The organism is Phytobacter cepae, from assembly GCF_054165735.1.
Genome location: NZ_CM135107.1, coordinates 3,078,062 through 3,104,354 on the forward strand (window position 1 = coordinate 3,078,062; position 26,293 = coordinate 3,104,354).

Sequence of the window (26,293 nt, forward strand, 5' to 3'; positions counted from 1 at the left end):
TTGTCGGTGTAGCAGTTCCCATTAGACTCATTTTTCTGAGCAGGAGCTCTCAATGTTCACCGGACTTAAAAAAAGCGAAAGTAAACGGCTGGCAGCGCTGGAATTATTGCGTAAAGAGGATAAGGCCCGTGACGCAGCCCTCACTGACTATGCCTGCCTCGCCTGTGAGGTGATGGGTGTCGAAGGATGTTTCATCACGGTATTTGATGACGATTACCAATATATCAAATATGTGAAAAACGTCCCGCTCGAGCATTTTAAAGTCCCCATTGAGAAAACGATGTGCCAATACTCCCGCGACAGCGGCCAGACCGTCGTGTGCCCTGACACGCGGCTGGATAATCGTTTTTCCCACCAGCCACTGGTGAAAAATGGCGACATTCTGTTTTATGCTTCAGCCCCTATGATGACCAAAGAAGGGATGGTTCTGGGCACGCTGTGTGTAAGCAGCGCCTCCATTTTCAGCCCTACCGAACAGCAAATTGAGAGTTTCAATCGCGTGGCAGAACTCTCGGCAGTCTACCTTGAGGCGCGCTATTCCATAGGCCGCGTAGATACCTTAACCGGTTTACCTAACCGCCAGTTCCTGATTCGGGAAATGGAACAGAAAACGCTGAATAAGGATCGTAAAACCTACGGCCTGGTGATTTTTGACTGCATCGATATGCCAAGAGCCTATGAACTTACGCGTTATCTGGGATTGCCTGCGGTAGATAATATGTTGCGCAGCTTTATACCGCTGCTGCGCCTGCGTCTGCGCCTGAAAGACGGCATTCCGCTTTACTCTTTCGCCCCTGCCCGTTTTGCAGTGCTGGTAGATATTGAGGAAGCCCTGACGCTGGTAAAACGGGCGGAAACGCTACCGGGCACGCAAGCAAAAATGGCGCATGATATCGATATCACATTAACGATCCATACCGGCTATGTGAAATTCTCGCCGCAGGATGATGATGCTCACGAAATCGTGCGTCAGGCTATTAGCGCATTACATGAATCTATTCGCCAGAATATTCCTGTCTTACAGTTTAATCCCATCCTGGATCATAAAAGAAACAAAGACTTTAAATTGCTTTATGACTTAAGTGAGGCGATTAAGGCGAAAAGCCAGCTGTATTTAGTTTATCAACCTAAGGTGTCTCTCCGGTCAGGAAAAACCGAGGGTGTCGAAGCATTATTACGCTGGCGACATCCGCAGCTGGGAAATATTTCGCCTACTACCATCGTGACACTGGCCGAGAAAACCAGCTTGATGCCTGAGATAACGCAGTGGGTCATTAAAACGGTTATTTCACAACTTAAAGTGTGGCGCGCAGCAGGCATTATGATTCCTGTTTCCATCAACGTGACCGTCAGTGATTTTTCCCGTTCTGGCTTTGCTGATGAACTGGAACACAATGTTCGCAGTGCGGGTTTGCACCCCACCGACGTGCGCATTGAGTGCCTGGAAACAGAAAAAGTGCTCGAAAGCGACCTGGCTCTCGAAGAACTCGATCGACTGAAACTGTTAGGTTTTCAGATCCTGCTTGACGATTTTGGCGCGGGTTATAGCAATATCAGCTATTTGCGCCGGATCCCAATTGACGTGATCAAGTTGGATCGCTCTCTTATTAGTCAAATAACCACGGATACAGGCAGCCGGATTATTGCCCGCAACGTCATTATGATGCTTAAAGAACTGCATTATGTCGTCCTGGCGGAAGGTGTGGAAGATCAGGAAACGGCCTACATGCTCAATGAATATGGTTGTGATGAAGCCCAGGGCTACTATTTCTCTCGCCCTATCCCGCCGGATGACATTCCGGGCTGGCTGGCTGACAGCAAGCCCTATCGCGTGTTGTCGCGCATCAGCGTCGACCAGCCACAATACGGTTCCTGAACCATTGCGCATTAAAAAAGCCGCCAGTCACATTACTGGCGGCTTTTTCATGCGTAAGTTTACATAAAGTGATGTCAGCACGTATTACTACCCTGCTCATCAATTTAATCAATCCCAGGCATATAAAAATTCAATTGGCGCTTGTCGCGGTTCACGGATATAAAGTGCACAAGTGATGGAGATACGATTTAACATTTTTTACTGACTTTCGGGCAGTTTTGGTGTCGAAGCTGCCAGTTTTTATTTCTCTGCTCCTCATGCCGTCCAGGCTTTCATTCTTCTGAATACTTTCCGCGTTTCATTGACCGTATTTTTGCGTAGACGCCAGAATGGAAATACGCAGTAGAGCCATAATTTATAATAAATTTTGTCCGCCCCCTGCAGTAGCACCAGCGAATCCCGCAAGCGACTGTAGTGATCATGGCTTATCAACTTCATCACTTTTGAATTCACATTACGGTAGATCAACCCAAGGTTGCGATGATTTTCCTGGTGGCGAAATCCACAGCATTTCTCGACTTTCTCTATACCCAATGAAAAGGGGACAGGGCCGGTGGTGTGCAGCACGCCATGCATCCCTACCCCATACCGCCAGGGCTTATAGTTTTTTAAACGCAGAATGACTTCATCCAGAACGGCTTTAAGATAAGGTGAGTGAGGCGCAGCAATGATGTTCCATTGCTGATACTCGCCATTTTTGAGAAAACTCAGCGCCTCATGTTTGCCCATCTCATTGTCATTTCCGCCAGGTCTATTGTCCCAGTTACACACAATGATTTCGCATTGCTCTGGAATAACAGCATCAAGCGGAACACTGCATGAACTTTTAATATCCAGATAGACGCCGCCCTCTTTATACATCAGGAGATAGCGAAAGAAATCCGCACGCGCTGCCCCGTAGCGAGGATTAATTTGGTTATAGAGATGAAGAATATCTCGATCATAATTCTCGCTAATATAATTAACGATGCAATCATTATCGTAGAAATGATATTCCCAGTCCGGGTTTCTGTTTCTAAGCTCGGCGATAGATGCATGAATTTCACTGGGGAGTGCATCAGCCCCTTTGGTGTAAATCTGATGAATTTTTTTTGGTATGTGACTCATCATTTATCCTGCCATCATCAATCAACGTTATTTTGTAAAACGCTAAAATCTTGTCTATCAGGCAAATCTAACCACACTCTATGACATAAGCATTATTCACTTCAGCAAGTTTGGCCTGCGGATTTCTCTGTAATGCAGCAGTATGAAAGATGGACATTAGTTTTTGCTTAAGGTTTCCTCTTACAATTCAAAATAAGAAACCTCTCAAATAATATTTACATTTTGAGAGGCTACATGCATTTTTGGATAATCTCGCGGCAAGAGTGAAAAGTAATTCTGGAGTTTGTTACAACGCGGTCGATAATCATAACAGGCGTGATAACACGCCCTACTGGTGGGGATAAGTCTATGATTACACTGACTGTAGCTGGCATCTTTGCCGTGAACGCTGTTGCGTTTCTCGTTTCCCGTTCTTCTATCCAGGATATTGATAACGACTATTGAGTTTTTCTTTTTTTCCAGGAATGGTTTCACCCTCCCGCTGCACCCTCAGGTTGCAGCGGGATTTTGCTTTTTAGGGATAAAACAACGGGAACCCGCAGGCTCCCGTTGTTGTAAACCAGAAAAACCGGATTACATATTAGCGATGATCGCGTCACCAAACTCTGAACATTTCAGCAGTTTAGCGCCTTCCATCAGACGTTCGAAATCGTAGGTCACGGTTTTAGCCGCGATTGCGCCTTCAACACCTTTCACGATCAGGTCAGCCGCTTCGAACCATTGCAGGTGACGCAGCATCATTTCAGCAGACAGGATGACGGAACCTGGGTTCACTTTGTCCTGACCGGCATATTTCGGTGCCGTACCGTGGGTCGCTTCAAACAGTGCACATTCGTCACCGATGTTCGCGCCTGGGGCAATACCGATACCGCCAACCTGGGCTGCCAGGGCGTCAGAAATGTAGTCACCGTTCAGGTTCATACACGCGATCACATCGTATTCAGCCGGACGCAGCAGGATCTGTTGCAGGAACGCATCAGCGATCACATCTTTGATGATGATTTCTTTGCCGGTGTTCGGGTTTTTGATCTTCTGCCATGGGCCGCCGTCGATCAGCTCACCGCCGAACTCTTCGCGAATCAGCTGGTAACCCCAGTCTTTAAACGCGCCTTCGGTGAACTTCATGATGTTGCCTTTGTGCACCAGGGTCAGGGAGTCACGGTCGTTGGTGATTGCATACTCAATCGCTGCGCGCACCAGACGTTTGGTCCCTTCTTCAGAACACGGCTTAATACCGATACCGCAATGTTCAGGGAAGCGAATTTTCTTCACGCCCATCTCTTCGCGCAGGAATTTGATCACTTTTTCTGCTTCAGCAGAGTCCGCTTTCCACTCGATACCGGCATAAATATCTTCAGAGTTTTCACGGAAAATAACCATGTCGGTCAGTTCCGGGTGTTTAACCGGGCTTGGCGTGCCCTGGTAGTAACGTACCGGACGCAGGCATACGTAAAGGTCCAGCTCCTGACGCAGGGCAACGTTCAGAGAACGAATGCCGCCGCCCACTGGCGTGGTCAGAGGCCCTTTAATGGCAACACGGTATTCACGGATAAGATCGAGGGTTTCGGCAGGCAGCCAGACATCCTGGCCGTAAACTTGGGTAGATTTTTCACCGGTGTAAATTTCCATCCAGGAAATTTTACGCTCGCCTTTATAGGCTTTTTCCACAGCGGCATCGACCACTTTCAGCATCGCAGGGGTCACGTCGATACCGATTCCGTCGCCTTCAATGAACGGGATAATCGGGTTATTCGGAACGTTCAGCTTGCCGTTTTGCAGGGTGATCTTCTTACCTTCCGCCGGAACAACTACTTTGCTTTCCATTCACCTCTCCTTCGAGCGCTTCTGGTTGTTACTGATTTTTGTTAATGAATTGTAATTAGCCCATCAATACTACCCGATAGTTGGGTGCCATGAAAGACCATCATGATTCAGTTATAATGCGGCAAATGATAACTACTGAAAATACCATGAAGAAAACTTCTGATAGAAATCACCACCTTAAGCGATTCAGCTCACGACATGCTACTAAGCCTGAACGTGATAGCGGGCCAAAACGGGTGATTTTGTTCAATAAACCCTACGATGTTTTGCCGCAGTTTACTGACGAAGCGGGCCGCAGCACCCTTAAAGATTATATAACTGTACAGAATGTATACGCGGCCGGGCGTCTTGACCGTGACAGCGAAGGGCTGCTGGTGTTGACCAACGATGGCGTGTTGCAGGCGAAGCTGACGCAACCGGGTAAACGCACCGGAAAAATCTACTTTGTGCAGGTGGAAGGCGCCCCCGGCGAAGAGGCGATAAAAGCCCTGCGTGAGGGTGTCACGCTCAATGATGGCCCTACGCTTCCGGCAGAAGTTGAACTCGTTGCGGAACCCGAGTGGCTCTGGCCGCGCAATCCCCCCATTCGTGAGCGTAAATCGATTCCCACCCGTTGGCTGAAAATCACACTGTATGAGGGTCGGAACCGTCAGGTCCGCCGTATGACCGCGCACGTTGGCTTTCCGACATTGCGTTTGATCCGCTACGCTATGGGACATTACACCCTCGACTCGCTGGCTAGCGGTGAATGGCGAGATGCCCTTTGATTCAAGGAGAATCACCCATGTTTAAGCCCCATGTGACTGTCGCGTGCATTGTGCATGCTGAGGATAAATTTTTGGTCGTGGAAGAGACCATCGGTGGAAAAGCGCTGTGGAATCAGCCAGCCGGTCACCTTGAAGCGGATGAAACGCTGCTTGAAGCCGCGCAAAGAGAGCTGTGGGAAGAGACAGGAATTCGCGCCACGCCGGATGCTTTTGTTCGTATGCATCAGTGGATAGCCCCGGACAAAACCCCTTTCCTGCGCTTTTTGTTCTCGATCGAACTCGATGCGATCTGTGCAACAGAGCCACACGACAGCGACATTGACCGCTGCCTGTGGGTCAGTGCCGAGGAGATCCTCAACGCCCCTCACCTGCGTTCCCCGTTGGTCGCAGAGAGTATTCGCAGTTGGCAAAGCGGTGAGCGCTATCCGTTATCCATGATTGGCGCTTTTAACTGGCCGTTTCAGTAATTACACTTCCCTGGCCGTTTTCAGACGGCCGCTCCCTTCTTTGTCTTACAGCTTCTCCATTGCAACGCCTCACATTTTAAGCACCCGTTAAAAATAGTTAACAGGAGCTTAACATGCTAAATCCTCGCGCCTGCACCAGCAGTTTATCTCGCCATCCTGTGTTTCATGAATATTACCGCTTATGAGAAGGTCTCAACCGGACATTATTCCGCCACCTACGTCTGCCCGTGGTCATTAAAGATCAATTTTTATACGCCGATAGTCACTGATGATGGAGGCATTAACTGCAGGGACGGCTGAATGACGTTTCAGGTTGAGAGCACAGGAGCCGGCATGGCCAGACAATTCGTTCAAAAGAAAATGAGTACCCGCGCGCAAATGTTGTTAACGGGTGCATTGACCATCACGCTCGGGTTTGTGGTGACGATCGGTGTTCTGAGCTGGCAGTCCAGCAATGAACAAAAAGCGTTGGCCGAAAATTACCTGCAGCAAATCGCCCAGTCAGAGGCGTTAAAAGTCCAACAAGAACTGAACTACGCCCGCGATGTGGCGCATAACCTTGGGCATAGTCTGATCTCTTTACCGACTGCGGGTGTGACCGATCGCAAAGTCGCCGACAAAATGCTTGAGTACGCTCTGCGCGATAATCCAGAGTATCTCTCGATGTCGGTGATTTTCGAAGAGAACGCCTTTGACGGCCGCGATGCCGATTTTGCCGATAAACCGGATCAGGCACCGACGGGTCGCTACGCCTTTTTTGTCGATAAAGATCAATCAGGCAATTTCAACCTTCATCCCTTAACGTCTTTCCTGACGCCGGGCCAGGGTGATTACTATCTGGTGCCGCAAAAGTCGCAGAAAGATACGCTCATCGAACCTTACACCTACGCGTACAACGGCGTGCCGACCCTTCTGACCTCTGTTGCCGCCCCCATTGTGAGCAATGGCAAATTGCATGCCGTGGTGACGTCAGACATTTCACTTGCCTCGTTGCAATCCAGGGTCAACCAGATTAAACCCTGGGAAGGCGTAGGCTACGCGATGCTGATCTCCTCCGGCGGAAAGGTCATCTCCTACCCGGATAAAAATCTCACCAGCAAACCTTACCCAGGCGAAACGCATAACTACAGCACCAGCGTCTTCGAGCAGCCGGATAGCCTGCTGGGTGAAGATGCTTTAATCACCTGGCAACCCGTGTCTATCGGCAATAGCCCCGACAAATGGTATCTGGGCGTGGTTGCACCGGTCAGCAAGGTGATGGCCGCGGCGAACCGCCAACTTATGAACGCCATTATTCTGATGGTTATCAGCATCCTGCTGGTGAGCGCCCTGTTAGGTATCGTCTTCAGCCGCAAAGTACTGAAACCGATTGGCGGTGAGCCGCTTGAAGCAGCGACCATTGCGCTGGCCGTTGCCGATGGCAAACTGGACAACGTCATTGCGGTGAAATCCGGCGACAGCAAAAGCCTGTTCTATGCCCTGCATACCATGCAGTCGCAATTACGGCAGATTGTCGGTCAAATCAAAGACGCCAGCGATTCTGTCCGTCAGGGCGCGGGGGAAATTGTCAGCGGTAACATTAACCTCTCTTCACGTACCGAGCAGCAGGCTGCTGCGCTTGAGCAGACAGCCGCCAGCATGGAGCAGTTCAGTGCAACGGTGAAACACAACGCCAGCAACGCGCACCATGCGACCGAACTCACCGCCAATGCGACGCAAATCGCCAGCCGTGGTGAGGCCCTGGTCAGTCAGGTGGTCAAAACCATGTCGCAGATTGATGACAGTTCGAAGAAGATCAGCGACATCACGACCATGATCAATAGCATCGCCTTCCAGACTAACATCCTCGCGCTTAACGCTGCGGTAGAAGCGGCCCGTGCCGGGGAACAAGGCCGGGGCTTTGCGGTGGTCGCATCCGAAGTGCGTAATCTGGCTCAGCGCAGCGCCAACGCGGTGAAAGAGATTGCCGCACTGATTGAAGAGTCCAGCCAGCGCGTTGAGAGCGGTGTACAACTAGTGAATGACGCCGGGAAGACGATGCAGGAGATGACCCAGGCGGTGAATTCAGTGCAGACCATCATCAATGAAATTGTCAGTGCGTCTGATGAACAAGCCAAAGGCATCGGTCAGGTGACCATTGCCGTCAATGAGATGGACGGTGTGACCCAGCAGAACGCCTCGCTGGTTCAGGAGATGGCTGCCGCAGCCAGCTCACTTGAAGAACAGGCCCAGCAGCTCGCCCAGAGCGTGGAACAGTTCAGCCTCGAAGACAGAGCCGCGTAAGGTGAAAGGTCGGGAGTCTGCGCGTCGGACTCCCGCTTTTTGATGGGGAATCGCCTGGGGGGTGCCTGAGCGACAAGTGCGTGATAGAATACGCCGCCTTGAAGTTCAATGTCGTGAGTATTCTATGTCTGATAGCCCAAAAAAAGTGATCGTCGGCATGTCCGGCGGTGTCGATTCTTCCGTTTCTGCCTGGCTGTTGCTGCAACAGGGTTATAAGGTGGAAGGCCTGTTCATGAAGAACTGGGAAGAAGACGATGGCGAGGAATACTGCACCGCTGCCGCCGATCTTGCCGATGCGCAAGCCGTCTGTGACAAGCTTGGCATTGAGCTGCACACCGTAAACTTTGCGGCAGAATACTGGGACAACGTCTTTGAACTCTTCCTGGAGGAGTACAAAGCCGGGCGTACGCCGAACCCGGATATTCTGTGCAACAAAGAGATCAAATTTAAAGCCTTCCTCGAATTTGCCGCTGAAGATCTGGGTGCCGACTTCATTGCGACCGGTCATTACGTGCGCCGTGCCGACGTCGACGGTAAAAGCCAGCTGCTGCGTGGGCTGGACGGTAACAAAGACCAAAGTTACTTCCTCTATACCCTGAGCTCGGATCAAATCGCACAAAGCCTGTTCCCGGTTGGCGAACTGGAAAAACCCGAAGTGCGTAAGATTGCCGAAGAGCTTGATCTCATCACCGCCAAGAAAAAAGACTCCACCGGTATCTGTTTTATCGGCGAGCGCAAATTCCGCGAATTCCTGGGCCGCTATCTTCCGGCACAGCCGGGGAAAATTCTCACCGTTGACGGTGAAGAGATTGGCCAGCATCAGGGGTTGATGTATCACACCCTGGGGCAACGTAAAGGATTAGGCATCGGCGGCACCAAAGAGGGTTCCGAAGATCCGTGGTACGTCGTCGATAAAGACGTTGAAAAAAATATTCTGATTGTCGCGCAGGGTCATGAGCACCCGCGTCTGATGTCCGTCGGGCTGATTGCCCAGCAGTTGCACTGGGTTGACCGCGAGCCCCTGGTTGGCACACTGCGTTGTACGGTTAAAACCCGTTATCGTCAGACCGACATTCCGTGCACCGTGACCGCCCTGGATGCAGACCGTATTGAGGTCCATTTTGATGAGCCGGTCGCCGCAGTCACCCCTGGCCAATCCGCCGTCTTCTACAGCGGCGACGTTTGCCTTGGCGGCGGCATTATCGAACAGCGTTTACCGCTGCCGGTTTAATCATTCATAAGAGCAGCGAATCAAGGAGCGAGTGTGGCTAAGAATTACTATGACATCACCCTGGCACTGGCCGGTATTTGCCAGTCAGCCCGTCTGGTGCAGCAACTGGCGCATCAGGGACATTGCGATGCCGATGCACTCCATGTTTCGCTAAACAGTGTTATCGACCTGAATCCTGATTCTACCCTCAGCGTGTTTGGTGGCAGCGAAGCCAACCTGCGCCTTGGGCTGGAAACGCTGCTCGGTGTCCTGAATGCCAGCAGCCGTCAGGGACTTAACGCTGAATTGACTCGCTATACGCTCAGCCTGATGGTGCTGGAACGCAAACTCGCCGCTCAAAAGGGCGCGATGGGCACACTGGGCGATCGCATTTCAGGGCTGCAACGCCAGCTCGACCATTTTGACCTGCAGTCTGAAACGCTGCTGAGCGCGATGGCCGCCATTTATGTCGACGTGATTAGCCCGCTGGGACCCCGTATTCAGGTCACCGGCTCGCCTGCCGTCCTGCAAAGCTCGCAGGTTCAGGCCAAGGTCCGCGCCTCACTGCTGGCCGGTATTCGTGCCGCAGTATTGTGGCACCAGGTGGGCGGTGGTCGATTGCAGTTAATGTTTTCTCGTAGTCGCCTGACCACTCAGGCCAAGCAAATTCTTGCTCATTGTTAACCTCCCGGAGTTCTGAACTATGGAATTATCCTCACTGACCGCCGTTTCCCCTGTCGATGGACGCTACGGCGATAAAGTCAGCGCGCTGCGCGGGATTTTCAGCGAATTCGGTTTGCTGAAATTTCGCGTACACGTCGAAGTACGCTGGTTACAAAAACTGGCTGCGCATGTAGCGATCAAGGAAGTTCCTGCTTTTGCCGATCACGCAAACGGTTACCTTGATAAAATCGTCGCTGATTTTAACGAACAAGACGCCGCGCGCATCAAAACGATCGAGCGCACCACCAATCATGACGTGAAAGCGGTGGAGTATTTTCTGAAAGAGAAAGTGGCGGATGTGGCGGAATTACATGCCGTCTCGGAATTTATCCACTTCGCCTGCACCTCAGAAGATATCAATAACCTTTCTCACGCGTTGATGCTGAAAACCGCCCGTGATGAAGTGATTCTGCCGTACTGGCGTCAGCTGATTGACGCGGTGAAAGACCTCGCCGTTCAGTACCGCGATATTCCCCTGCTCTCCCGCACCCACGGCCAGCCGGCTACGCCGTCGACCATGGGTAAAGAGATGGCGAACGTCGCCTACCGTATGGAGCGTCAGTATCGCCAACTGAACCAGGTTGAAATTCTCGGTAAAATCAACGGTGCGGTGGGTAACTATAACGCCCACATCGCCGCCTACCCGGAAGTGGACTGGCATCAGTTCAGCGAAGAGTTTGTGACCTCGCTGGGTATTCAGTGGAACCCCTACACCACTCAGATTGAACCGCACGACTATATCGCAGAGCTGTTTGACTGCATGGCGCGCTTTAACACCATCCTGATCGATTTTGACCGCGATGTGTGGGGCTACGTTGCTCTGAACCACTTCAAACAGAAGACCATTGCTGGCGAAATCGGCTCTTCCACTATGCCGCATAAAGTTAACCCGATTGACTTCGAGAACTCTGAAGGCAACCTGGGTCTGTCTAATGCGGTGTTGCAGCACCTGGCGAGCAAGCTGCCGGTCTCCCGCTGGCAGCGCGACCTGACTGACTCCACCGTCCTGCGTAACCTGGGTGTCGGTGTGGGCTATGCGCTGATTGCCTATCAGTCCACGTTGAAAGGCGTGAGCAAACTGGAAGTGAACCGCGATCGTCTGCTGGACGAACTGGACAACAACTGGGAAGTGCTGGCTGAACCTATCCAGACCGTCATGCGCCGTTATGGCATTGAAAAGCCGTACGAGAAACTCAAAGAGCTAACCCGCGGCAAGCGCGTGGACGCTGAAGGGATGAAGCAGTTCATTGACAGTCTGGCCCTGCCGGAAGAGGAAAAAGTCCGCCTGAAAGCGATGACGCCCGCCAACTATATTGGCCGCGCCATCACCATGGTTGATGAATTGAAGTAACCCTTTCTGCTTTTACCCTCTTTTCGCCCGAAAAGAGGGTTTCATTTCCCCCGGTTTAATAAATGTTTATCCCTGACGCAAGACAATCAGCGTTACACTCAATGTATCGAAAAATGTCAGGAGAATTCATACGATGCGCGTACTCGTTGTGGAGGACAATGCTCTCTTACGTCACCATTTAAAAGTCCAGTTACAGGATCTGGGCCATCAGGTGGATGCGGCGGAAGATGCAAAGGAAGCCGATTATTTTCTCAATGAACACCTGCCCGATATTGCCCTGGTCGATCTCGGTCTGCCGGATGAAGACGGACTCTCGCTTATTCGCCGCTGGCGTAATCATGACGTCTCTCTGCCCGTGCTGGTGCTGACGGCCCGTGAGGGGTGGCAGGATAAAGTTGAAGTCCTGAGCGCCGGCGCCGATGACTATGTGACGAAACCTTTTCATATCGAAGAAGTTGTTGCCCGAATGCAGGCGCTGATGCGCCGTAACAGCGGTCTGGCTTCTCAGGTCATCTCCATGCCCCCCTTCCAGGTTGATCTCTCCCGTCGTGAGATGTCGATTAACGACGAAGCGGTAAAGCTGACGGCCTTTGAATACACCATTATGGAAACGCTTATCCGTAATAACGGTAAAGTGGTGAGCAAAGATTCGCTGATGCTCCAGCTCTATCCCGACGCTGAACTGCGTGAAAGCCACACCATCGATGTGCTGATGGGTCGTTTGCGTAAAAAAATCCAGGCGCAATACCCGAGTGAAGTGATCACCACCGTGCGTGGGCAGGGCTATCTGTTCGAATTGCCAAAATGAGAAAAACGAAGCGTTTTCTGCGCCATTTTTTTCCCCTCTCATTGCGCGTTCGCTTTCTGCTGGCAACGGCTGCGGTGGTGCTGGTGCTCTCCCTGGCTTACGGTATGGTTGCGCTGGTGGGCTATAGCGTCAGCTTCGACAAAACCACGTTCAGGCTGCTGCGCGGTGAAAGCAATCTCTTCTATACCCTGGCAAAGTGGGACAACAATAAACTTAGCGTCGATCTGCCGGAAAATCTGGATCTGCAAAGCCCGACCATTACCCTCATTTACGATAAAGACGGCAACTTGCTCTGGGCGCAACGCGATGTGCCCTGGCTGGCGAAACGGGTTGATCCCTCGTGGCTGAAAGCGGACGGTTTCCAGGAGATCGAGGCGGATGTCGATGACTCCAGCACGCTGGTGCATAACGATGAATCGGTCAGGGAAAAATTTAACGCCATTCGTGAAGATGACGACAACTCTGAAATGACCCACTCGGTGGCGGTCAACCTCTACCCTGCCACCGCACGGATGCCGCAGTTAACCATCGTCGTGATTGATACCATCCCCATCGAACTTAAGCGTTCCTGGATGGTGTGGAGCTGGTTTATCTACGTCCTGGCTGCCAACCTGCTGCTGGTTATCCCGCTTCTCTGGCTGGCGGCGCGCTGGAGCCTGCGCCCCATAGAAGCGCTGGCAAAAGAGGTGCGCGAACTCGAAGAGCACCACCGCGAGAATCTCAATCCGGCGACGACCCGTGAGTTAACAAGCCTGGTACGAAACCTCAATCGCCTGCTGAAAAGCGAGCGCGAACGCTATGATAAATACCGCACCACGTTGACTGACCTCACCCACAGCCTGAAAACGCCGTTGGCAGTCTTACAGAGTACGTTACGTTCTTTGCGCAGTGAGAAACTGAGCGTCAGTGACGCCGAACCGGTGATGCTGGAGCAGATTAGCCGTATCTCGCAGCAAATTGGTTACTATCTCCATCGGGCCAGCATGCGCGGCAGCAGCGGGCTGCTTAGCCGGGAATTGCACCCCGTCGCCCCGCTGTTGGACAGCCTGACGTCGGCGCTGAATAAGGTTTATCAGCGCAAAGGGGTTGATATCAGCCTTGATATCTCGCCTGAAATCAGTTTTGTTGGCGAGAAGAACGATTTTATGGAAGTAGTGGGCAACCTGCTCGATAACGCCTGTAAATACTGCCTGGAGTTTGTTGAAGTCTCGGCCCGACAGACGGAAGACACGCTGCACATTATTATTGAAGATGATGGCCCCGGCATTCCGCATAGTCTGCGCGAAGCGGTTTTCGACCGCGGTCAACGCGCCGATACCCTGCGCCCGGGTCAGGGCGTTGGGTTGACCGTCGCCCGGGAAATTGTCGAGCAGTACGAAGGGCAAATCATCACGCTTGAAAGTTTGCTTGGCGGGGCAAAGATGGAAGCCGTGTTTGGCCGCCAGCAGTCTCTGAACGGTGATAATTAAGGCATTCAGTTAAAATTAGGTTACGTAGCGCACGCAGGCTGTTATGCATCCGTTATACTCCGACTCAAACAAACGTTTGGGGAACAAACATGGACTATCACGTTAATCTTAACTGGCCGGACTTTATCGAACGCTACTGGCAGAAACGCCCGGTACTGCTCAAACGCGGCTTTACGCAATTTATCGATCCCATTTCCCCTGACGAACTGGCCGGGCTGGCCATGGAAGATGAAGTGGACAGCCGCCTGGTCAGCCATCTCGATGGCAAATGGCAGGTGGGTCACGGTCCGTTTGAAAGCTACGATCATTTAGGTGAAAGCAACTGGTCGCTGTTGGTTCAGGCGGTGAACCACTGGCATGAACCTACCGCGGCGCTGATGCGCCCTTTCCGCGCCCTGCCCGACTGGCGCACCGACGATCTGATGATCTCCTTCTCGGTGCCGGGCGGCGGTGTCGGTCCGCATCTCGATCAGTATGATGTGTTTATCATTCAGGGCACCGGTCGCCGTCGCTGGCGTGTGGGCGAAAAGACGCCCATGAAACAGCACTGCCCGCATCCGGATCTGCTGCAGGTTGATCCTTTTGAGGCCATCATCGATGAAGAGATGGAACCCGGCGATATTCTCTACATTCCGCCAGGATTCCCGCATGAAGGCTACTCGCTGGAGAACTCAATGAATTACTCGGTGGGCTACCGCGCGCCAAGCGGCCGGGAGCTGATCAGTGGTTTTGCCGATTATGTTCTGCAGCGCGAATTGGGCAGCTTGCGCTACACCGATCCGACGCTCTCGCCCCGTGAGCACCCTGCCGATGTCCTGCCGGAAGAGCTGGACGGCCTGCGTCAGATGATGCTGGATCTGATTAATCAGCCTGAGCATTTCAATGAGTGGATCGGCGAGTTTATTACCCAGACGCGGCATGAGCTGGACATCACTCCGCCGGAACCGCCCTATCAACCCGATGAAATTTATGATGCCCTCAAACAAGGGGATAAGCTGGTTCGCTTAGGCGGCCTGCGCGTGTTGCGCATCGGGGGAGAGGTGTTTGTTAACGGTGAACGCATTCACTCACCGCACCGCCCGGCGCTTGACGCACTGGCGAACCATATCGTGTTAAACGATGAGGCTTTGGGTGAAGCGCTGGAAGATCCCTCCTTCCTCGCGATGCTCGCGGCGCTGGTAAACAGCGGTTACTGGTTCTTCGAGGATTAATTGTTTGTTGCCGGATGGCGCTTCGCTTATCCGGCCTACAAATTCAGAGGCATGCTGTAGGCCGGATAAGACATTGACGTCCTGCCTACAAAGTCAAAGGCACCCTGTAGGCCAGATTAGACGTTGACATCCGGCCTACAAAATCAAAGGCCCTCTGTAGGCCGGATAAGACGTTGACGTCGCCATCCGGCATTCTACCGCCGCTCACCAGTGTTTAATGTCTCGCACTCTCCGGCCCAGTCCTCAGGATATAAACCAGCACACACATCCCGGTGGAACGTCGACCAGGGCCAATCCTGCACCCGCTTCACCCAACCATGTTTCAGCGGATTAACATAGATATAATCAATATGATGACGAAGATCTTCATCATCACGAATGGTATGTTCCCAAAAGCGCGGCTGCCAAACGTCCTGTAATCCAACGGATTTGGTAAACACCTTTTTTATTTCTCGCCAGCGACCGGAATAATCACTGTCGTTTTCAGGTAGCGTCCAGATGCAGTGCATATGTTCCGGTAGAATCACCCATGCACGAATCTCGAAGGTTTGTTTTCGTTGCACATAAGACACCGCTTTACGCAATAGATCAATGTGGCAAGTTAAAAGATCGCTTTGCCGGTCGCGGAGGTTGACAGTAAAAAACCAGGTACCTCCAGGCACGTAGTAACGGCGGTAGCTAGACATATGAGGTTCCCTCCTCATTTATGACAATGCCGGATGGCGCTTCGCTTATCCGGCCTACAAAGTCAGAGGCACGCTGTAGGCCGGATAAGACGTTGACGTCGCCATCCGGCATTTGTGCCGGGTTGCTGTTTACTAAAACCCATTAAACGGTGTTACTGTTCTTTCGCGGTCAACTCGGCGATACGTACAATTACCTGCACGGCTTTTTCCATGCCGTCGAGGGTCACGAACTCGTGCTTGCCGTGGTAGTTATAACCGCCGGTGAAGATATTCGGGCAGGGTAATCCCATAAACGAGAGCTGCGCGCCATCAGTGCCGCCGCGAATCGCTTTCATTTTTGGTTCAATGTCGCAATCACGCATGGCCTGCTGCGCTATCTCAAGAATATGGGGATATTCCACAATCTTCTCGCGCATATTGTAGTAGCTGTCTTCCATGATGAGCTCAATGTAGCAATCCGGGTGCAACCCTTTGCCCACCTTTTTAGCAATCTCCATCATTTTGCGCTTACGGGCTTCAAAGGCTTTGCGGTCGAAGTCACGAATGATGTAATGCATCTCCGCACGCTCAACGGTGCCTTTAATGCTGGTGAGATGATAGAACCCTTCATACCCTTCGGTCTGCTCGGGGCTCTCTTCCTCGGGCACCAGCGCATGAATGCGGCTCGCCAGCGTCAGGGCGTTCACCATTACGCCTTTGGCAGTGCCGGGGTGCACATTGTTACCGACAATTTTGATGGTCAATGAGGCGGCGTTGAAGTTTTCGAACTCCAGTTCACCCACGCCTCCGCCGTCAACGGTATAGGCCCACTGTGCGCCAAATGCCGGGACGTCAAAGAATTTCGCCCCTTTTCCCACTTCTTCATCCGGGGTAAACGCCACACAGATGTCACCGTGCGGGATGTTGTTTTTGATCATTACGGCAAGCGCGGTCATGATTTCCGCAACACCGGCTTTATCGTCCGCCCCAAGCAGCGTTTTACCATCGGTGGTAATCAGCGTCTGACCGAGTAACTGATGCAGCACCGGGAACATCACCGGCGAGAGGATTTCGTCCCCCACGCCCAGCGCTATGTCACCACCGCGATAGTTTTCCAGAATCTGGGGATTCACGTTCTTCCCGCTGCAGTCTGGCGAGGTGTCAACGTGAGAAATAAAGCCAATCGCCGGAACGGGCGTCGACACGTTAGACGGAAGTTTTGCCATCACCGTGCCTTTGTCGCTCAGCGTGACGTTTTCCAGCCCCATCTCTTCAAGCTGTTGCTGGAGCAAATTCAGGAGCTTCCATTGCCCGTCGGTGCTGGGAACCTGCCGGACACCGGGCTTCGATTGCGTATCCAGTGCGACGTACTGTAAAAAACGCTCTAATAACTTTTCCATGCAGCCACCCTCACTTAATGTGCCAACATTATCAGTAAGCACAAAAACACAAATATTGCGTCAGGTCACTTTTATCCCGTAAACGAGATTATTTTCACTTTGTCCTGTTCAGTAAAGGTAGTGAATAACACGGCTTTTGCGCAGCAAAAATGCAACAACAATTGGCGATTTCAATGGTTTGCCGTAGAATGCCAGGCCTCTATTCATGTGTCAGACCCCAAGGTGGTTAATCACAAACCCCGCTTCGGAGCGGTATCCGATGCGTTTATATGGGACAGCGTAAAAAATTGACTACACACTCGCGTTCGCCTTCTCCGCTGGTACAACTGGCCGGGATAAGCAAAGGCTTTGATGGCAAAAATGTCATTTCTGATTTCAATCTCACCATTAATAACGGCGAATTTATTACGCTGCTGGGTCCTTCCGGCTGCGGTAAAACCACGGTTTTACGTCTCATAGCCGGGCTGGAAAACGTCGACACGGGGCACATCCGTCTCGACGATCGCGATATCACTGATGTGCCCGCCGAGCATCGCCACGTCAACACCGTTTTTCAGAGTTACGCCCTCTTCCCGCACATGACCGTGTTTGAAAATGTGGCCTTTGGGCTACGGATGCAAAAAACACCTGCTGCTGAGATTGGGCCACGCGTCAGCGAGGCACTGAAAATGGTGCAGCTTGACACCTTCGCCCAGCGCTTACCCCATCAACTCTCCGGTGGTCAGCAACAACGAGTGGCGATCGCTCGCGCCGTGGTGAATAAACCCCGTCTTCTTCTCCTTGATGAATCGCTCTCGGCGCTTGATTACAAGCTGCGCAAGCAGATGCAGAACGAACTCAAAGCGCTGCAACGCAAGCTTGGTATTACCTTTGTCTTTGTTACCCATGACCAGGAAGAGGCGCTGACCATGTCGGACCGGATCGTGGTTATGCGTGACGGTAAAATCGAGCAGGACGGCACGCCGCGCGAAATTTACGAAGAACCCAAAAACCTTTTTGTCGCCAGCTTTATTGGTGAAATCAACAATTTTGATGCCACCGTGATTGACCGTCTTGATGCGCACCGGGTCCGGGCAAGCGTTGAGGGTCGGGAATGCAATATCTACGTTAACTTCGCCGTCGAAGCGGGCCAGCAGCTTCACGTTCTGCTGCGCCCGGAAGATCTCCGCGTAGAAGAGATTAACGATACCAGCGAGGTGGAAGGACTCATTGGCTATGTGCGCGAGCGTAACTACAAAGGCATGACGCTCGAATCCGTGGTGGAGCTGGAAAACGGCAAAATAGTGTTGGTCAGTGAATTCTTCAACGAAGATGACCCGGACTTTGACCACTCGCTGGACCAGAAAATGGCCGTCACCTGGGTGGAAAGCTGGGAGGTCGTACTGGCTGATGAAGAGCACAAGTAAATTCCAGAATGTGGTGATTGCCACTGTCGTCGGTTGGCTTGTGCTGTTCGTTTTCCTGCCCAACCTGATGATTATCGTCACCAGCTTTTTGACCCGTGATGACGCCCATTTCGTGGCGATGGTATTCTCGCTGGATAATTACGCGCGCCTGCTGGACCCGCTCTATTTTGACGTGCTGTTGCATTCGCTGAACATGGCCGTGCTGGCCACCCTTGCCTGCCTGGCGCTGGGTTATCCGTTTGCCTGGTTTCTGGCGAAGCTGCCGGCAAAAGTGCGCCCACTGCTGCTTTTCCTGCTGATCGTCCCCTTTTGGACCAATTCGCTGATTCGCATCTACGGTTTGAAAATTTTCCTCAGTACTAAAGGGTATCTGAATACCTTTTTGCTGTGGTCAGGAATCATTGATGAGCCGATACGCGTGATGTTTACCCCCGCAGCAGTGATTATCGGTCTGGTCTACATCCTGCTGCCCTTTATGGTGATGCCGCTCTATTCCAGTATCGAAAAACTGGATAAGTCACTGCTGGAAGCCGCTAAAGATCTGGGCGCGGGCAAGTTGCAGACCTTTACCCGCATCATTATTCCACTGACCATGCCGGGCATTATCGCCGGGTGTTTATTGGTGTTGCTGCCGGCAATGGGGTTGTTCTACGTTTCAGACCTGATGGGCGGCGCGAAAAACCTGTTAATCGGCAACGTCATTAAAAGTCAGTTCCTCAATATTCGAGACTGGCCGTTCGGCGCCGCCACCAGCATTATGCTGACGGTGATTATGGGATTACTGCTGCTGGTTTACTGGCGCGCATCGCGCTTACTGAACAAAAAGGTGGAGCTGGAATGATCGGTCGACTGCTCAAAGGCGGTTTTATGGCCGCCGTTTATGCTTACCTGTATATCCCGATCATCATTCTGATCGTCAATTCATTTAACCGTTCGCGGTTTGGCATTAACTGGCAAGGTTTTACCACCGACTGGTACAGCCTGCTGATGAACAATGACAGTCTGGTACAGGCCGCCCAGCACTCGCTGACCATGGCGGTACTCTCGGCCACCTTTGCCACGCTGATTGGCGCATTGACCGCAGTGGCGCTTTACCGCTACCGGTTTCGCGGCAAGCCGTTTGTCAGCGGTATGCTGTTTGTGGTGATGATGTCACCGGACATCGTGATGGCCATTTCACTGCTGGTTCTGTTTATGTTGCTCGGCGTTAAATTGGGCTTCTGGTCGTTACTCTTCTCGCACATTACCTTCTGCCTGCCCTTTGTGGTGGTTACCGTGTATTCGCGACTGAAAGGCTTCGATGTGCGGATGCTGGAAGCGGCGAAGGATCTCGGCGCCAGCGAAACGATCATCCTGCGCAAAATTATTTTGCCGCTGGCGATGCCTGCCGTCGCTGCAGGCTGGCTGCTCAGCTTTACCCTGTCGATGGATGACGTTGTCGTCTCTTCGTTCGTGACGGGGCCGGGGTATGAAATTTTGCCGTTGAAGATTTATTCCATGGTCAAAGTCGGTGTGTCACCTGAGGTGAACGCGCTGGCGACCATTCTGTTAATGCTGTCGCTGGTTCTGGTGATTGCCAGTCAGTTGATAGCGCGTGATAAAACGAAAAGCATGGGGACGAATTAGATGAAAAAATGGTCACGCCACCTGCTCGCTGCAGGCGCTCTGGCATTAGGAATGGGCGCTGCCCACGCGGACGACAGCAAAACACTCTACTTCTACAACTGGACGGAATATGTGCCGCCCGGTCTGCTGGAGCAGTTCACCAAAGAGACAGGCATCAAGGTCATTTACTCGACCTACGAGTCGAATGAAACGATGTATGCCAAGCTCAAAACCTATAAAGATGGCGCTTACGATCTGGTCGTCCCGTCCACCTACTTCGTGGATAAAATGCGCAAAGAGGGCATGATCCAAAAGATCGACAAAACAGCACTCACCAACTTCCAGAATCTCGATCCAGAGATGCTTAACAAGCCCTTTGACCCGAATAATGATTATTCGATCCCGTATATCTGGGGTGCCACTGCCATTGGCATCAATAGCGATGAAGTCGACCCAAAATCGGTGACCCAGTGGGCAGATTTATGGAAACCTGAGTATAAAAACAGCCTGCTTTTAACCGATGATGCGCGTGAAGTGTTCCAGATGGCTCTGCGTAAGCTGGGCCTCTCCGGCAATACCACCGATCCGAAGGAAATTGAAGCTGCTTACAACGAGCTGAAAAAACTGATGCCGAACGTGGCGGCCTTTAACTCTGATAACCCGGCAAACCCGTATATGGAAGGTGAAGTGAATCTGGGTATGGTGTGGAACGGCTCCGCCTGGGTCGCGCGGCAGAACGGTACCCCGCTTGAGGTCGTCTGGCCAAAAGAAGGCGGCATCTTCTGGATGGACAGCTTGTCTATTCCGTCTAATGCCAAAAACAAAGAGGGTGCACTGAAGCTGATTAACTTCCTGCTGCGCCCGGATGTGGCAAAACAGGTGGCAGAAACCATCGGTTACCCGACGCCTAACCTCGCCGCGCGTAAATTACTCAGCCCGGAGGTTGCTAACGACAAGTCGCTCTACCCGGACGCTGAGACCATCAGCAAAGGCGAATGGCAGAACGATGTGGGTAACGCCAGTGTGATTTACGAAGAGTATTACCAGAAGCTCAAAGCAGGCCGTTAAACCGTGAACTGTCAGCGACTCTCCCCCTCGGGAGGAGAGTCGTTTCTTCAAAGACCTTTCAGTAGCTTATCGACAAATTCTGGCACGACCACACTCGCAAGCCCGTAGTGCTTTTCTTCAAACTCACTGCCTACCTGGCTTGGTTCCAGATTCAACTCGACGGTATGCGCGCCATGCAGTTTCGCCTCATGCACAAAACCGGCGGCAGGATAGACGTGCCCGGAAGTCCCAATGGCAATGAACACATCCGCCATTGAAAGCGCATGATAAATGTCATCCATCCCGAGCGGCATCTCACCAAACCAGACCACGTGCGGGCGTAAAGGTGCCGGGAACTGGCAACAGTGGCACTTATCCTCTGGCGTTACGTCCTGCGTCCACGCCAGCACCTGCCCGCTTTGCGAGCAGCGCACCTTGAGCAATTCACCATGCATATGGATGATCTGTTTATTGCCTGCTCGCTCATGCAGATTGTCGATGTTTTGCGTCACCAGTAAAAAGCGATCGCCCAGCGCCTCTTCCAGTTTTGCCAATGCCAGATGCGCAGCATTAGGCGCTATTTCTGGCTGCTGTAGCTGATGTCGGCGGGCGTTATAAAAAGACTGCACCAACTGCGGATTGCGGGCAAAGCCTTCCGGCGTGGCCACATCTTCCACATGATGCTCTTCCCACAGGCCATCAGCCGCGCGAAAGGTTCGAATCCCGGATTCCGCAGAAATTCCCGCGCCGGTCAGTACCACAACTCTTGGTTTGTCCATCACCTGGGGCACCACAATGTCTCGAAAAAAGATCCGCTGGCGCAAGCGCTCGCGCAGGCGGCGTTTATTACGGCGAAAACAGCTGAGACGATGTGACCGACGAGACTGCATATCATCCTCTCAGGACTAATCAGTTAAATGAAGAAACGCCGCACCGCGCATACCGCCCGCGTCGCCATGGCGCGCAGACTCGATGCGTGGAACGCGGGCAACAGGCAACAAATGTTGCGGGAGCCGCTGTGCTAACAGGGTAGTCAATGCCGAGAAATTCGACAAACCGCCACCGATAACCATTAAATCCGGATCCACTATAGTCAGTATATTGCCAAGACACACCGCCAGCAGATCGGCATAGCGATCGACATGAGCTTGCGCATGGGCATCGTTCTGTTCCCAGCGTGAGATAATTTCCGGTGCCGAGAGGGATTCGCCGTAAAAGTGCTGGTAAAGCCAGGCAAAACCGCGACCGGAAAGGTAATTCTCAATGCAACCCAACTTGCCGCAACCACAGCGCGTTAACGGGAAGTCCAATCCCATCAGGGTCAGGGCATCCACCGGCAAACGAATGTGGCCAAACTCGCCGGTAATAAAACTCTTCCCGGTAATGGATTTGCCGTTTACCACCAGGCCGCCGCCTACGCCAGTGCCCAGAATCAGCCCCATCACCAGAGGGTACTGCCGGAATTCATCATCCCAGGCTTCAGAAAGCGCGAAACAGTTCGCATCGTTGTCGAGGCGTACATCGCGTTCAAGTAACACCGAGAGGTCGCGGCGCAGCGGTTTGCCGCTGGCGGCCGGGACATTGGCGGCATACAAGGTGCCATCGGCCGTTTCCGGCATACCGGGGATGCCAATCCCAACGCTACCGTGATTGCCGAAGCGCGTATCCGCTTCGGCGACCAGTTGTGCAAGAGTATTCAGAAAGGTCTCGTAGCTGTCCTTAGGTGTGGCGACGCGCGTTTCCCATTGCAAACGCCGGGACTCATCAAACACGCCCAGCGCGATTTTGCTGCCGCCAATATCAAATCCGTAATACATCGCCTCTCCTTGTTGTTCTGATTACTGCCCGCTCAGCACCCTCGCCGGATCGATGTTGCTTGCGCGCCGTGCCGGGTACCAGCTCGCCAGCAAACTCAGCAGCAGCGCGGTAACCAACACATAGACGACGTCCAGCACATGCAGTTCCGATGGCAGAAAATCGATAAAGTAGATATCACCGGACAAGAACTGATGCCCGATAATCTTTTCAATCAGCGTGATAATGGAGGTTAATTGCAGTGCTGCAACCACCCCAATCACCACACCAATCACGCTGCCCAGCAGTCCCGCCAGCAGCCCGTACCAGACAAAAATGGCGCGGATTAAACTGTCCTTCGCTCCCAGCGTGCGCAGTACGGCAATATCGCTGCTCTTGTCTTTGACCGCCATGACCAGCGTGGAGACAATATTGAAACAGGCCACGCCAATCACCAGCACCATAGCGAGATACATAATGGCGCGAATCATCTGGATATCGCGGTACATGTAACCGTATTTGCCAATCCAGCTCTTGATGTAGACATAGCTGTTGGTGACTTCGCCCGCGTTACGCACCAGCTGATTGGCGTTAAACACGTCCTTCACTTTGATGGCGATGCCGGTCACGCTGCTCCCCATGTCCAGATAGTTCTGGGCATCTGCCATAGGAACCATGGCAAAGGCATGATCGAGCTGGCCGCTTAGCTTCAGCACGCCGGTCACGTGCAGTCTGACACGTTTGGGTTGCAGTAATTTATGATCGGTGTCGGAGTTAGGGATCATGATAGATACCCAATCCCCCTGTTTCACGTTCAGCGCATCGGCCACCCCTTTACCGAGGATGATTTGCTGCTCGCCCGCTTTAAAGGCGCGCCAGGCGTCGGCCTCTATGAAACTGGGCAGCGCGCTAAGACGGGATTCCTGCTCAGGATTGACCCCTTTCACCTGGATTGCACGCAGATTACTGCCGCTCTCCACAAGCCCGGTGAAATTAATATAGGGCGCCGCAGCGACGATACCGGGCACTTTTTCCACTTTCGTGAGCACGTCATTCCAGTGATCCCACGGCTGATTGACCGGCTCAATTTCACCATGGGGGACCACCGCCAGAATACGATTGTTTAATTCGCGTTCGAAGCCGTTCATTGCACTGAGACCCATGATCAATACCGCCACGCCAAGGGCGATTCCCACCGTCGAAATAATCGAAATCAGGGAGACCATGCCACTGCGGCGACGGCCCCGGCTAAAGCGCAGGGCAATCAATAAGGAGAGCGATGAGGCCATTACTCCGCCCCCATCAGGGTCAAGTCGGCCGTCAGGCGTCCGTCACGCATTTCAAGCTGACGATTCATGCGTTTGGCCAGTTGCAGATCGTGCGTCACAACCAAAAAGGCGGTGCCCTGCGACTGGTTCAGATCGCCAAGCAACTGGAAAATACTGTCAGCGTTACGGGCGTCCAGGTTACCGGTCGGTTCATCGGCCAGTACCAGTCGCGGATTATTCACCAACGCGCGGGCAATCGCCACACGCTGGCGCTCCCCACCGGAGAGTTCAGACGGGCGGTGACTTGCACGATGCTCAAGCCCCACTGAGCGCAGCATTTCACGGGCGCGCGCATCGATTTCCGCCGGTTTATGCTTGCCAATCAACAACGGCATGGCGACGTTTTCCAGCGCGGTGAAATCAGGAAGCAAATGGTGAAACTGATAGATAAAACCCAGCTCTCTGTTACGCAGATCCGCCTTGGCGGAGGAGGAGAGCTTGCTCATCGACTGGTTGTCAAACACCACATCGCCCGAGGTTGGCGTATCCAGACCGCCCAGCAGATGCAGCAGCGTGCTTTTCCCGGAGCCGGAGGTGCCGACAATCGCCAGCATCTCGCCCTGCCCTACGCTGAAAGTGACATCGTGCAGCACGTCAGTATGCACATTGCCTTCCTGATAGCGTTTGCACAGGTTGTCGCATTGCAACAGGATCTTATTCATAACGTAATGCCTCAGCGGGTTGGGTGGCGGCAGCGCGCCAGGAAGGATAAAGCGTAGAAAGCAGCGCAATGGCCATCGCCACCAGCGCAATCACCACGACCTGGACCGGGTCAATGGCTACCGGTAACGCCGCGCCGTCGAGCAGCGCGCCGATGATCGGCATTAAATTATTCAGTTGGCTTGCCAGAAGTGCGCCCAGCACGGCGCCGAGTAGCGCACCAATAATGCCCGCGCTGGCCCCCTGCACCATAAAGACCGCCATGATCTGACGCGGCGTCAGCCCCTGGGTTTGCAGAATAGCGACTTCGCCCTGCTTCTCCATGACCATCAGGCCAAGTGAAGTAATGATGTTAAACGCCGCGACCGCCACAATCAGGCTCAACAGCAGGCCCATCATGTTCTTCTCCATGCGTACCGCCTGGAAAAGCTCACCTTTACGTTCACGCCAGTCCTGCCACTTGGTGCCCTGCGGCAGAGACTGTTGGCTCAGCACATCAACCTTTAAAGGCGCATCCAGCCACAGACGCCAGCCGGTAATGTTCCCCGCCGGGTAGCGCAGCAGGCGTGACGCATCCTGAATATTGACCAGCATCTGGTAGTCATCCACTTCGCTGCTGGCCGCAAAAGTGCCCACTACGTTAAACAGACGCTGACTTGGCAAACGGCCCATCGGCGTGAACTGACTGGCGGAGGGCACCATAACGCGAATTTGATCGCCACGGTTGACGCCAAGCTGCCCGGCAAGCCCCTCGCCAATGATGACGTTGTACTGACCCGCTTCAAGCGCCGACTGCTGCACATTGACCAGGAAAGGCGTCAGGGGATCTTTTTGCGCGGGATCGATGCCAAGCATAACGCCCACTGCAACACTGCGCGCGCTTTGCAAGACCACATCCCCCGTGCTCAGCGGCGCAACGCGGTTGACGCCCTGTAATTTCAGGGCGCTGGCGGGAAGCTGTTGAGGGTTAATAGAGCCATTTTGCGCAGAGATTACGGCCTGAGGCATCAGCCCAAGAATGTTATTTTGCAGCTCGCGTTCAAAGCCATTCATGACTGACAGCACGGTCACCAGCGCCATCACGCCAAGCGTAATGCCGATAGTCGACAGCCAGGAAACGAAGCGACCGAAGCGGTCTGCTGCTCGCCCGCGCATATAACGCAGGCCGATAAAGAGAGTGACAGGCTGGTACATGAAATCCGTCTGGTTGCTGGTGGCAGACTGAGGAGTATATAAGCGAAAGCAGAGAGCGTAAATGAGTGAAACCGTAAGCGAACTTCTCAAACAGCGGG

Annotated in this window: 23 protein-coding genes; 14 read left to right on the plus strand and 9 right to left on the minus strand. The window is 52.9% G+C overall.

Annotation, left to right across the window (positions count from 1 at the left end):
* The first annotated feature begins 52 nt into the window (after positions 1 to 52).
* Positions 53 to 1,876: a sensor domain-containing phosphodiesterase gene (locus ACUY4Q_RS14505; protein WP_458043450.1), complete on the plus strand. Its 1,824-nt coding sequence runs from the start codon at positions 53 to 55 to the stop codon at positions 1,874 to 1,876.
* Between the two features lie 255 nt (positions 1,877 to 2,131).
* Here the strand turns inward: ACUY4Q_RS14505 and ACUY4Q_RS14510 are convergent, their stop codons facing one another.
* Both ACUY4Q_RS14510 and icd read right to left on the minus strand, forming a co-directional pair.
* Entirely contained in the window at positions 2,132 to 2,986 is an 855-nt protein-coding gene (locus tag ACUY4Q_RS14510; protein WP_458043451.1) for a glycosyltransferase family 32 protein, read from the minus strand.
* A gap of 570 nt (positions 2,987 to 3,556) precedes the next feature.
* A complete protein-coding gene (gene icd, locus ACUY4Q_RS14515) occupies positions 3,557 to 4,807 on the minus strand; it encodes an NADP-dependent isocitrate dehydrogenase (protein ID WP_437430323.1) in 1,251 nt (416 codons plus the stop codon).
* Positions 4,808 to 4,923: 116 nt separating this feature from the next.
* On the opposite strand from icd, the gene rluE reads away from it, so the two are divergent.
* The 9 genes from rluE (at position 4,924) to ACUY4Q_RS14560 (ending at position 15,096) form a co-directional block, all read left to right on the plus strand.
* Positions 4,924 to 5,574, plus strand: coding sequence for a 23S rRNA pseudouridine(2457) synthase RluE (rluE, locus tag ACUY4Q_RS14520; protein ID WP_458043452.1), 651 nt, complete (start codon positions 4,924 to 4,926; stop codon positions 5,572 to 5,574).
* 17 nt (positions 5,575 to 5,591) lie between these two features.
* Entirely contained in the window at positions 5,592 to 6,041 is a 450-nt protein-coding gene (locus ACUY4Q_RS14525) for an NUDIX hydrolase (RefSeq protein ID WP_458043453.1), read from the plus strand.
* A gap of 333 nt (positions 6,042 to 6,374) precedes the next feature.
* Complete coding sequence (locus tag ACUY4Q_RS14530) at positions 6,375 to 8,324, plus strand: methyl-accepting chemotaxis protein (RefSeq protein ID WP_458043454.1); 1,950 nt, start codon at positions 6,375 to 6,377, stop codon at positions 8,322 to 8,324.
* Between the two features lie 124 nt (positions 8,325 to 8,448).
* Entirely contained in the window at positions 8,449 to 9,555 is a 1,107-nt protein-coding gene (mnmA, locus tag ACUY4Q_RS14535; RefSeq protein ID WP_458043455.1) for a tRNA 2-thiouridine(34) synthase MnmA, read from the plus strand.
* Positions 9,556 to 9,588: 33 nt separating this feature from the next.
* Positions 9,589 to 10,218, plus strand: coding sequence for a high frequency lysogenization protein HflD (hflD, locus tag ACUY4Q_RS14540; RefSeq protein ID WP_458043456.1), 630 nt, complete (start codon positions 9,589 to 9,591; stop codon positions 10,216 to 10,218).
* A 19-nt stretch (positions 10,219 to 10,237) separates the two neighbouring features.
* Positions 10,238 to 11,608 (plus strand): adenylosuccinate lyase, encoded by a 1,371-nt coding sequence (gene purB / locus ACUY4Q_RS14545; RefSeq protein ID WP_458043457.1) that lies wholly within the window; start codon positions 10,238 to 10,240, stop codon positions 11,606 to 11,608.
* A gap of 133 nt (positions 11,609 to 11,741) precedes the next feature.
* A complete protein-coding gene (gene phoP / locus ACUY4Q_RS14550) occupies positions 11,742 to 12,416 on the plus strand; it encodes a two-component system response regulator PhoP (RefSeq protein ID WP_458043458.1) in 675 nt (224 codons plus the stop codon).
* Entirely contained in the window at positions 12,413 to 13,885 is a 1,473-nt protein-coding gene (gene phoQ / locus ACUY4Q_RS14555) for a two-component system sensor histidine kinase PhoQ (RefSeq protein ID WP_458043459.1), read from the plus strand. The genes phoP and phoQ overlap by 4 nt, the downstream gene beginning before the upstream one ends.
* A gap of 89 nt (positions 13,886 to 13,974) precedes the next feature.
* Entirely contained in the window at positions 13,975 to 15,096 is a 1,122-nt protein-coding gene (locus ACUY4Q_RS14560; protein WP_458043460.1) for a ribosomal protein uL16 3-hydroxylase, read from the plus strand.
* Between the two features lie 194 nt (positions 15,097 to 15,290).
* Here the strand turns inward: ACUY4Q_RS14560 and ACUY4Q_RS14565 are convergent, their stop codons facing one another.
* Together ACUY4Q_RS14565 and pepT are read right to left on the minus strand one after the other, a co-directional pair.
* On the minus strand, positions 15,291 to 15,782 hold the full coding sequence (locus ACUY4Q_RS14565) for an REP-associated tyrosine transposase (protein ID WP_458043461.1): 492 nt from the start codon (positions 15,780 to 15,782) through the stop codon (positions 15,291 to 15,293).
* A 152-nt stretch (positions 15,783 to 15,934) separates the two neighbouring features.
* Entirely contained in the window at positions 15,935 to 17,161 is a 1,227-nt protein-coding gene (gene pepT / locus ACUY4Q_RS14570) for a peptidase T (protein ID WP_458043462.1), read from the minus strand.
* A 269-nt stretch (positions 17,162 to 17,430) separates the two neighbouring features.
* On the opposite strand from pepT, the gene potA reads away from it, so the two are divergent.
* The 4 genes from potA to potD are packed head-to-tail and all read left to right on the plus strand — an operon-like array spanning position 17,431 to position 21,240.
* Positions 17,431 to 18,567, plus strand: a complete 1,137-nt coding sequence (potA, locus tag ACUY4Q_RS14575) for a spermidine/putrescine ABC transporter ATP-binding protein PotA (RefSeq protein ID WP_458043463.1) — start codon at positions 17,431 to 17,433, stop codon at positions 18,565 to 18,567.
* Positions 18,551 to 19,408: a spermidine/putrescine ABC transporter permease PotB gene (gene potB / locus ACUY4Q_RS14580; protein ID WP_458043464.1), complete on the plus strand. Its 858-nt coding sequence runs from the start codon at positions 18,551 to 18,553 to the stop codon at positions 19,406 to 19,408. Before potA ends, potB begins: the two co-directional genes overlap by 17 nt.
* Positions 19,405 to 20,193 (plus strand): spermidine/putrescine ABC transporter permease PotC, encoded by a 789-nt coding sequence (potC, locus tag ACUY4Q_RS14585; protein WP_458043465.1) that lies wholly within the window; start codon positions 19,405 to 19,407, stop codon positions 20,191 to 20,193. Before potB ends, potC begins: the two co-directional genes overlap by 4 nt.
* A complete protein-coding gene (gene potD / locus ACUY4Q_RS14590) occupies positions 20,194 to 21,240 on the plus strand; it encodes a spermidine/putrescine ABC transporter substrate-binding protein PotD (RefSeq protein ID WP_458043466.1) in 1,047 nt (348 codons plus the stop codon). It begins immediately after the preceding gene.
* Positions 21,241 to 21,287: 47 nt separating this feature from the next.
* On the opposite strand, the gene cobB is transcribed toward potD, so the two are convergent.
* From cobB to lolC, 5 genes are read right to left on the minus strand one after another with little or no spacing between them, the layout of a single operon-like run.
* Entirely contained in the window at positions 21,288 to 22,109 is an 822-nt protein-coding gene (cobB, locus tag ACUY4Q_RS14595) for a Sir2 family NAD+-dependent deacetylase (protein WP_458043467.1), read from the minus strand.
* A 15-nt stretch (positions 22,110 to 22,124) separates the two neighbouring features.
* A complete protein-coding gene (gene nagK, locus ACUY4Q_RS14600; protein WP_458043468.1) occupies positions 22,125 to 23,036 on the minus strand; it encodes an N-acetylglucosamine kinase in 912 nt (303 codons plus the stop codon).
* Positions 23,037 to 23,057: 21 nt separating this feature from the next.
* Entirely contained in the window at positions 23,058 to 24,302 is a 1,245-nt protein-coding gene (gene lolE, locus ACUY4Q_RS14605; RefSeq protein ID WP_458043469.1) for a lipoprotein-releasing ABC transporter permease subunit LolE, read from the minus strand.
* Entirely contained in the window at positions 24,302 to 25,003 is a 702-nt protein-coding gene (gene lolD, locus ACUY4Q_RS14610) for a lipoprotein-releasing ABC transporter ATP-binding protein LolD (RefSeq protein ID WP_458043470.1), read from the minus strand. The genes lolE and lolD overlap by 1 nt, the downstream gene beginning before the upstream one ends.
* Positions 24,996 to 26,195: a lipoprotein-releasing ABC transporter permease subunit LolC gene (lolC, locus tag ACUY4Q_RS14615; protein WP_458043471.1), complete on the minus strand. Its 1,200-nt coding sequence runs from the start codon at positions 26,193 to 26,195 to the stop codon at positions 24,996 to 24,998. Before lolC ends, lolD begins: the two co-directional genes overlap by 8 nt.
* Positions 26,196 to 26,293 lie beyond the last annotated feature (98 nt).

Excerpts from the sequence above, each read along its gene's own strand:
- lolD (WP_458043470.1), bottom strand. The coding sequence starts at position 25,003 with ATGAATAAGATCCTGTTGCAATGCGACAACCTGTGCAAACGCTATCAG.
- potC (WP_458043465.1), top strand. The coding sequence starts at position 19,405 with ATGATCGGTCGACTGCTCAAAGGCGGTTTTATGGCCGCCGTTTATGCT.
- lolE (WP_458043469.1), bottom strand. The coding sequence starts at position 24,302 with ATGGCCTCATCGCTCTCCTTATTGATTGCCCTGCGCTTTAGCCGGGGC.
- rluE (WP_458043452.1), top strand. The coding sequence starts at position 4,924 with ATGCGGCAAATGATAACTACTGAAAATACCATGAAGAAAACTTCTGAT.
- lolC (WP_458043471.1), bottom strand. The coding sequence starts at position 26,195 with ATGTACCAGCCTGTCACTCTCTTTATCGGCCTGCGTTATATGCGCGGG.
- ACUY4Q_RS14505 (WP_458043450.1), top strand. The coding sequence starts at position 53 with ATGTTCACCGGACTTAAAAAAAGCGAAAGTAAACGGCTGGCAGCGCTG.
- phoP (WP_458043458.1), top strand. The coding sequence starts at position 11,742 with ATGCGCGTACTCGTTGTGGAGGACAATGCTCTCTTACGTCACCATTTA.
- phoQ (WP_458043459.1), top strand. The coding sequence starts at position 12,413 with ATGAGAAAAACGAAGCGTTTTCTGCGCCATTTTTTTCCCCTCTCATTG.
- ACUY4Q_RS14525 (WP_458043453.1), top strand. The coding sequence starts at position 5,592 with ATGTTTAAGCCCCATGTGACTGTCGCGTGCATTGTGCATGCTGAGGAT.
- ACUY4Q_RS14560 (WP_458043460.1), top strand. The coding sequence starts at position 13,975 with ATGGACTATCACGTTAATCTTAACTGGCCGGACTTTATCGAACGCTAC.
- ACUY4Q_RS14510 (WP_458043451.1), bottom strand. The coding sequence starts at position 2,986 with ATGATGAGTCACATACCAAAAAAAATTCATCAGATTTACACCAAAGGG.
- potB (WP_458043464.1), top strand. The coding sequence starts at position 18,551 with ATGAAGAGCACAAGTAAATTCCAGAATGTGGTGATTGCCACTGTCGTC.
- pepT (WP_458043462.1), bottom strand. The coding sequence starts at position 17,161 with ATGGAAAAGTTATTAGAGCGTTTTTTACAGTACGTCGCACTGGATACG.
- nagK (WP_458043468.1), bottom strand. The coding sequence starts at position 23,036 with ATGTATTACGGATTTGATATTGGCGGCAGCAAAATCGCGCTGGGCGTG.
- ACUY4Q_RS14565 (WP_458043461.1), bottom strand. The coding sequence starts at position 15,782 with ATGTCTAGCTACCGCCGTTACTACGTGCCTGGAGGTACCTGGTTTTTT.
- ACUY4Q_RS14530 (WP_458043454.1), top strand. The coding sequence starts at position 6,375 with ATGGCCAGACAATTCGTTCAAAAGAAAATGAGTACCCGCGCGCAAATG.
- potA (WP_458043463.1), top strand. The coding sequence starts at position 17,431 with ATGGGACAGCGTAAAAAATTGACTACACACTCGCGTTCGCCTTCTCCG.
- purB (WP_458043457.1), top strand. The coding sequence starts at position 10,238 with ATGGAATTATCCTCACTGACCGCCGTTTCCCCTGTCGATGGACGCTAC.
- potD (WP_458043466.1), top strand. The coding sequence starts at position 20,194 with ATGAAAAAATGGTCACGCCACCTGCTCGCTGCAGGCGCTCTGGCATTA.
- icd (WP_437430323.1), bottom strand. The coding sequence starts at position 4,807 with ATGGAAAGCAAAGTAGTTGTTCCGGCGGAAGGTAAGAAGATCACCCTG.
- cobB (WP_458043467.1), bottom strand. The coding sequence starts at position 22,109 with ATGCAGTCTCGTCGGTCACATCGTCTCAGCTGTTTTCGCCGTAATAAA.
- mnmA (WP_458043455.1), top strand. The coding sequence starts at position 8,449 with ATGTCTGATAGCCCAAAAAAAGTGATCGTCGGCATGTCCGGCGGTGTC.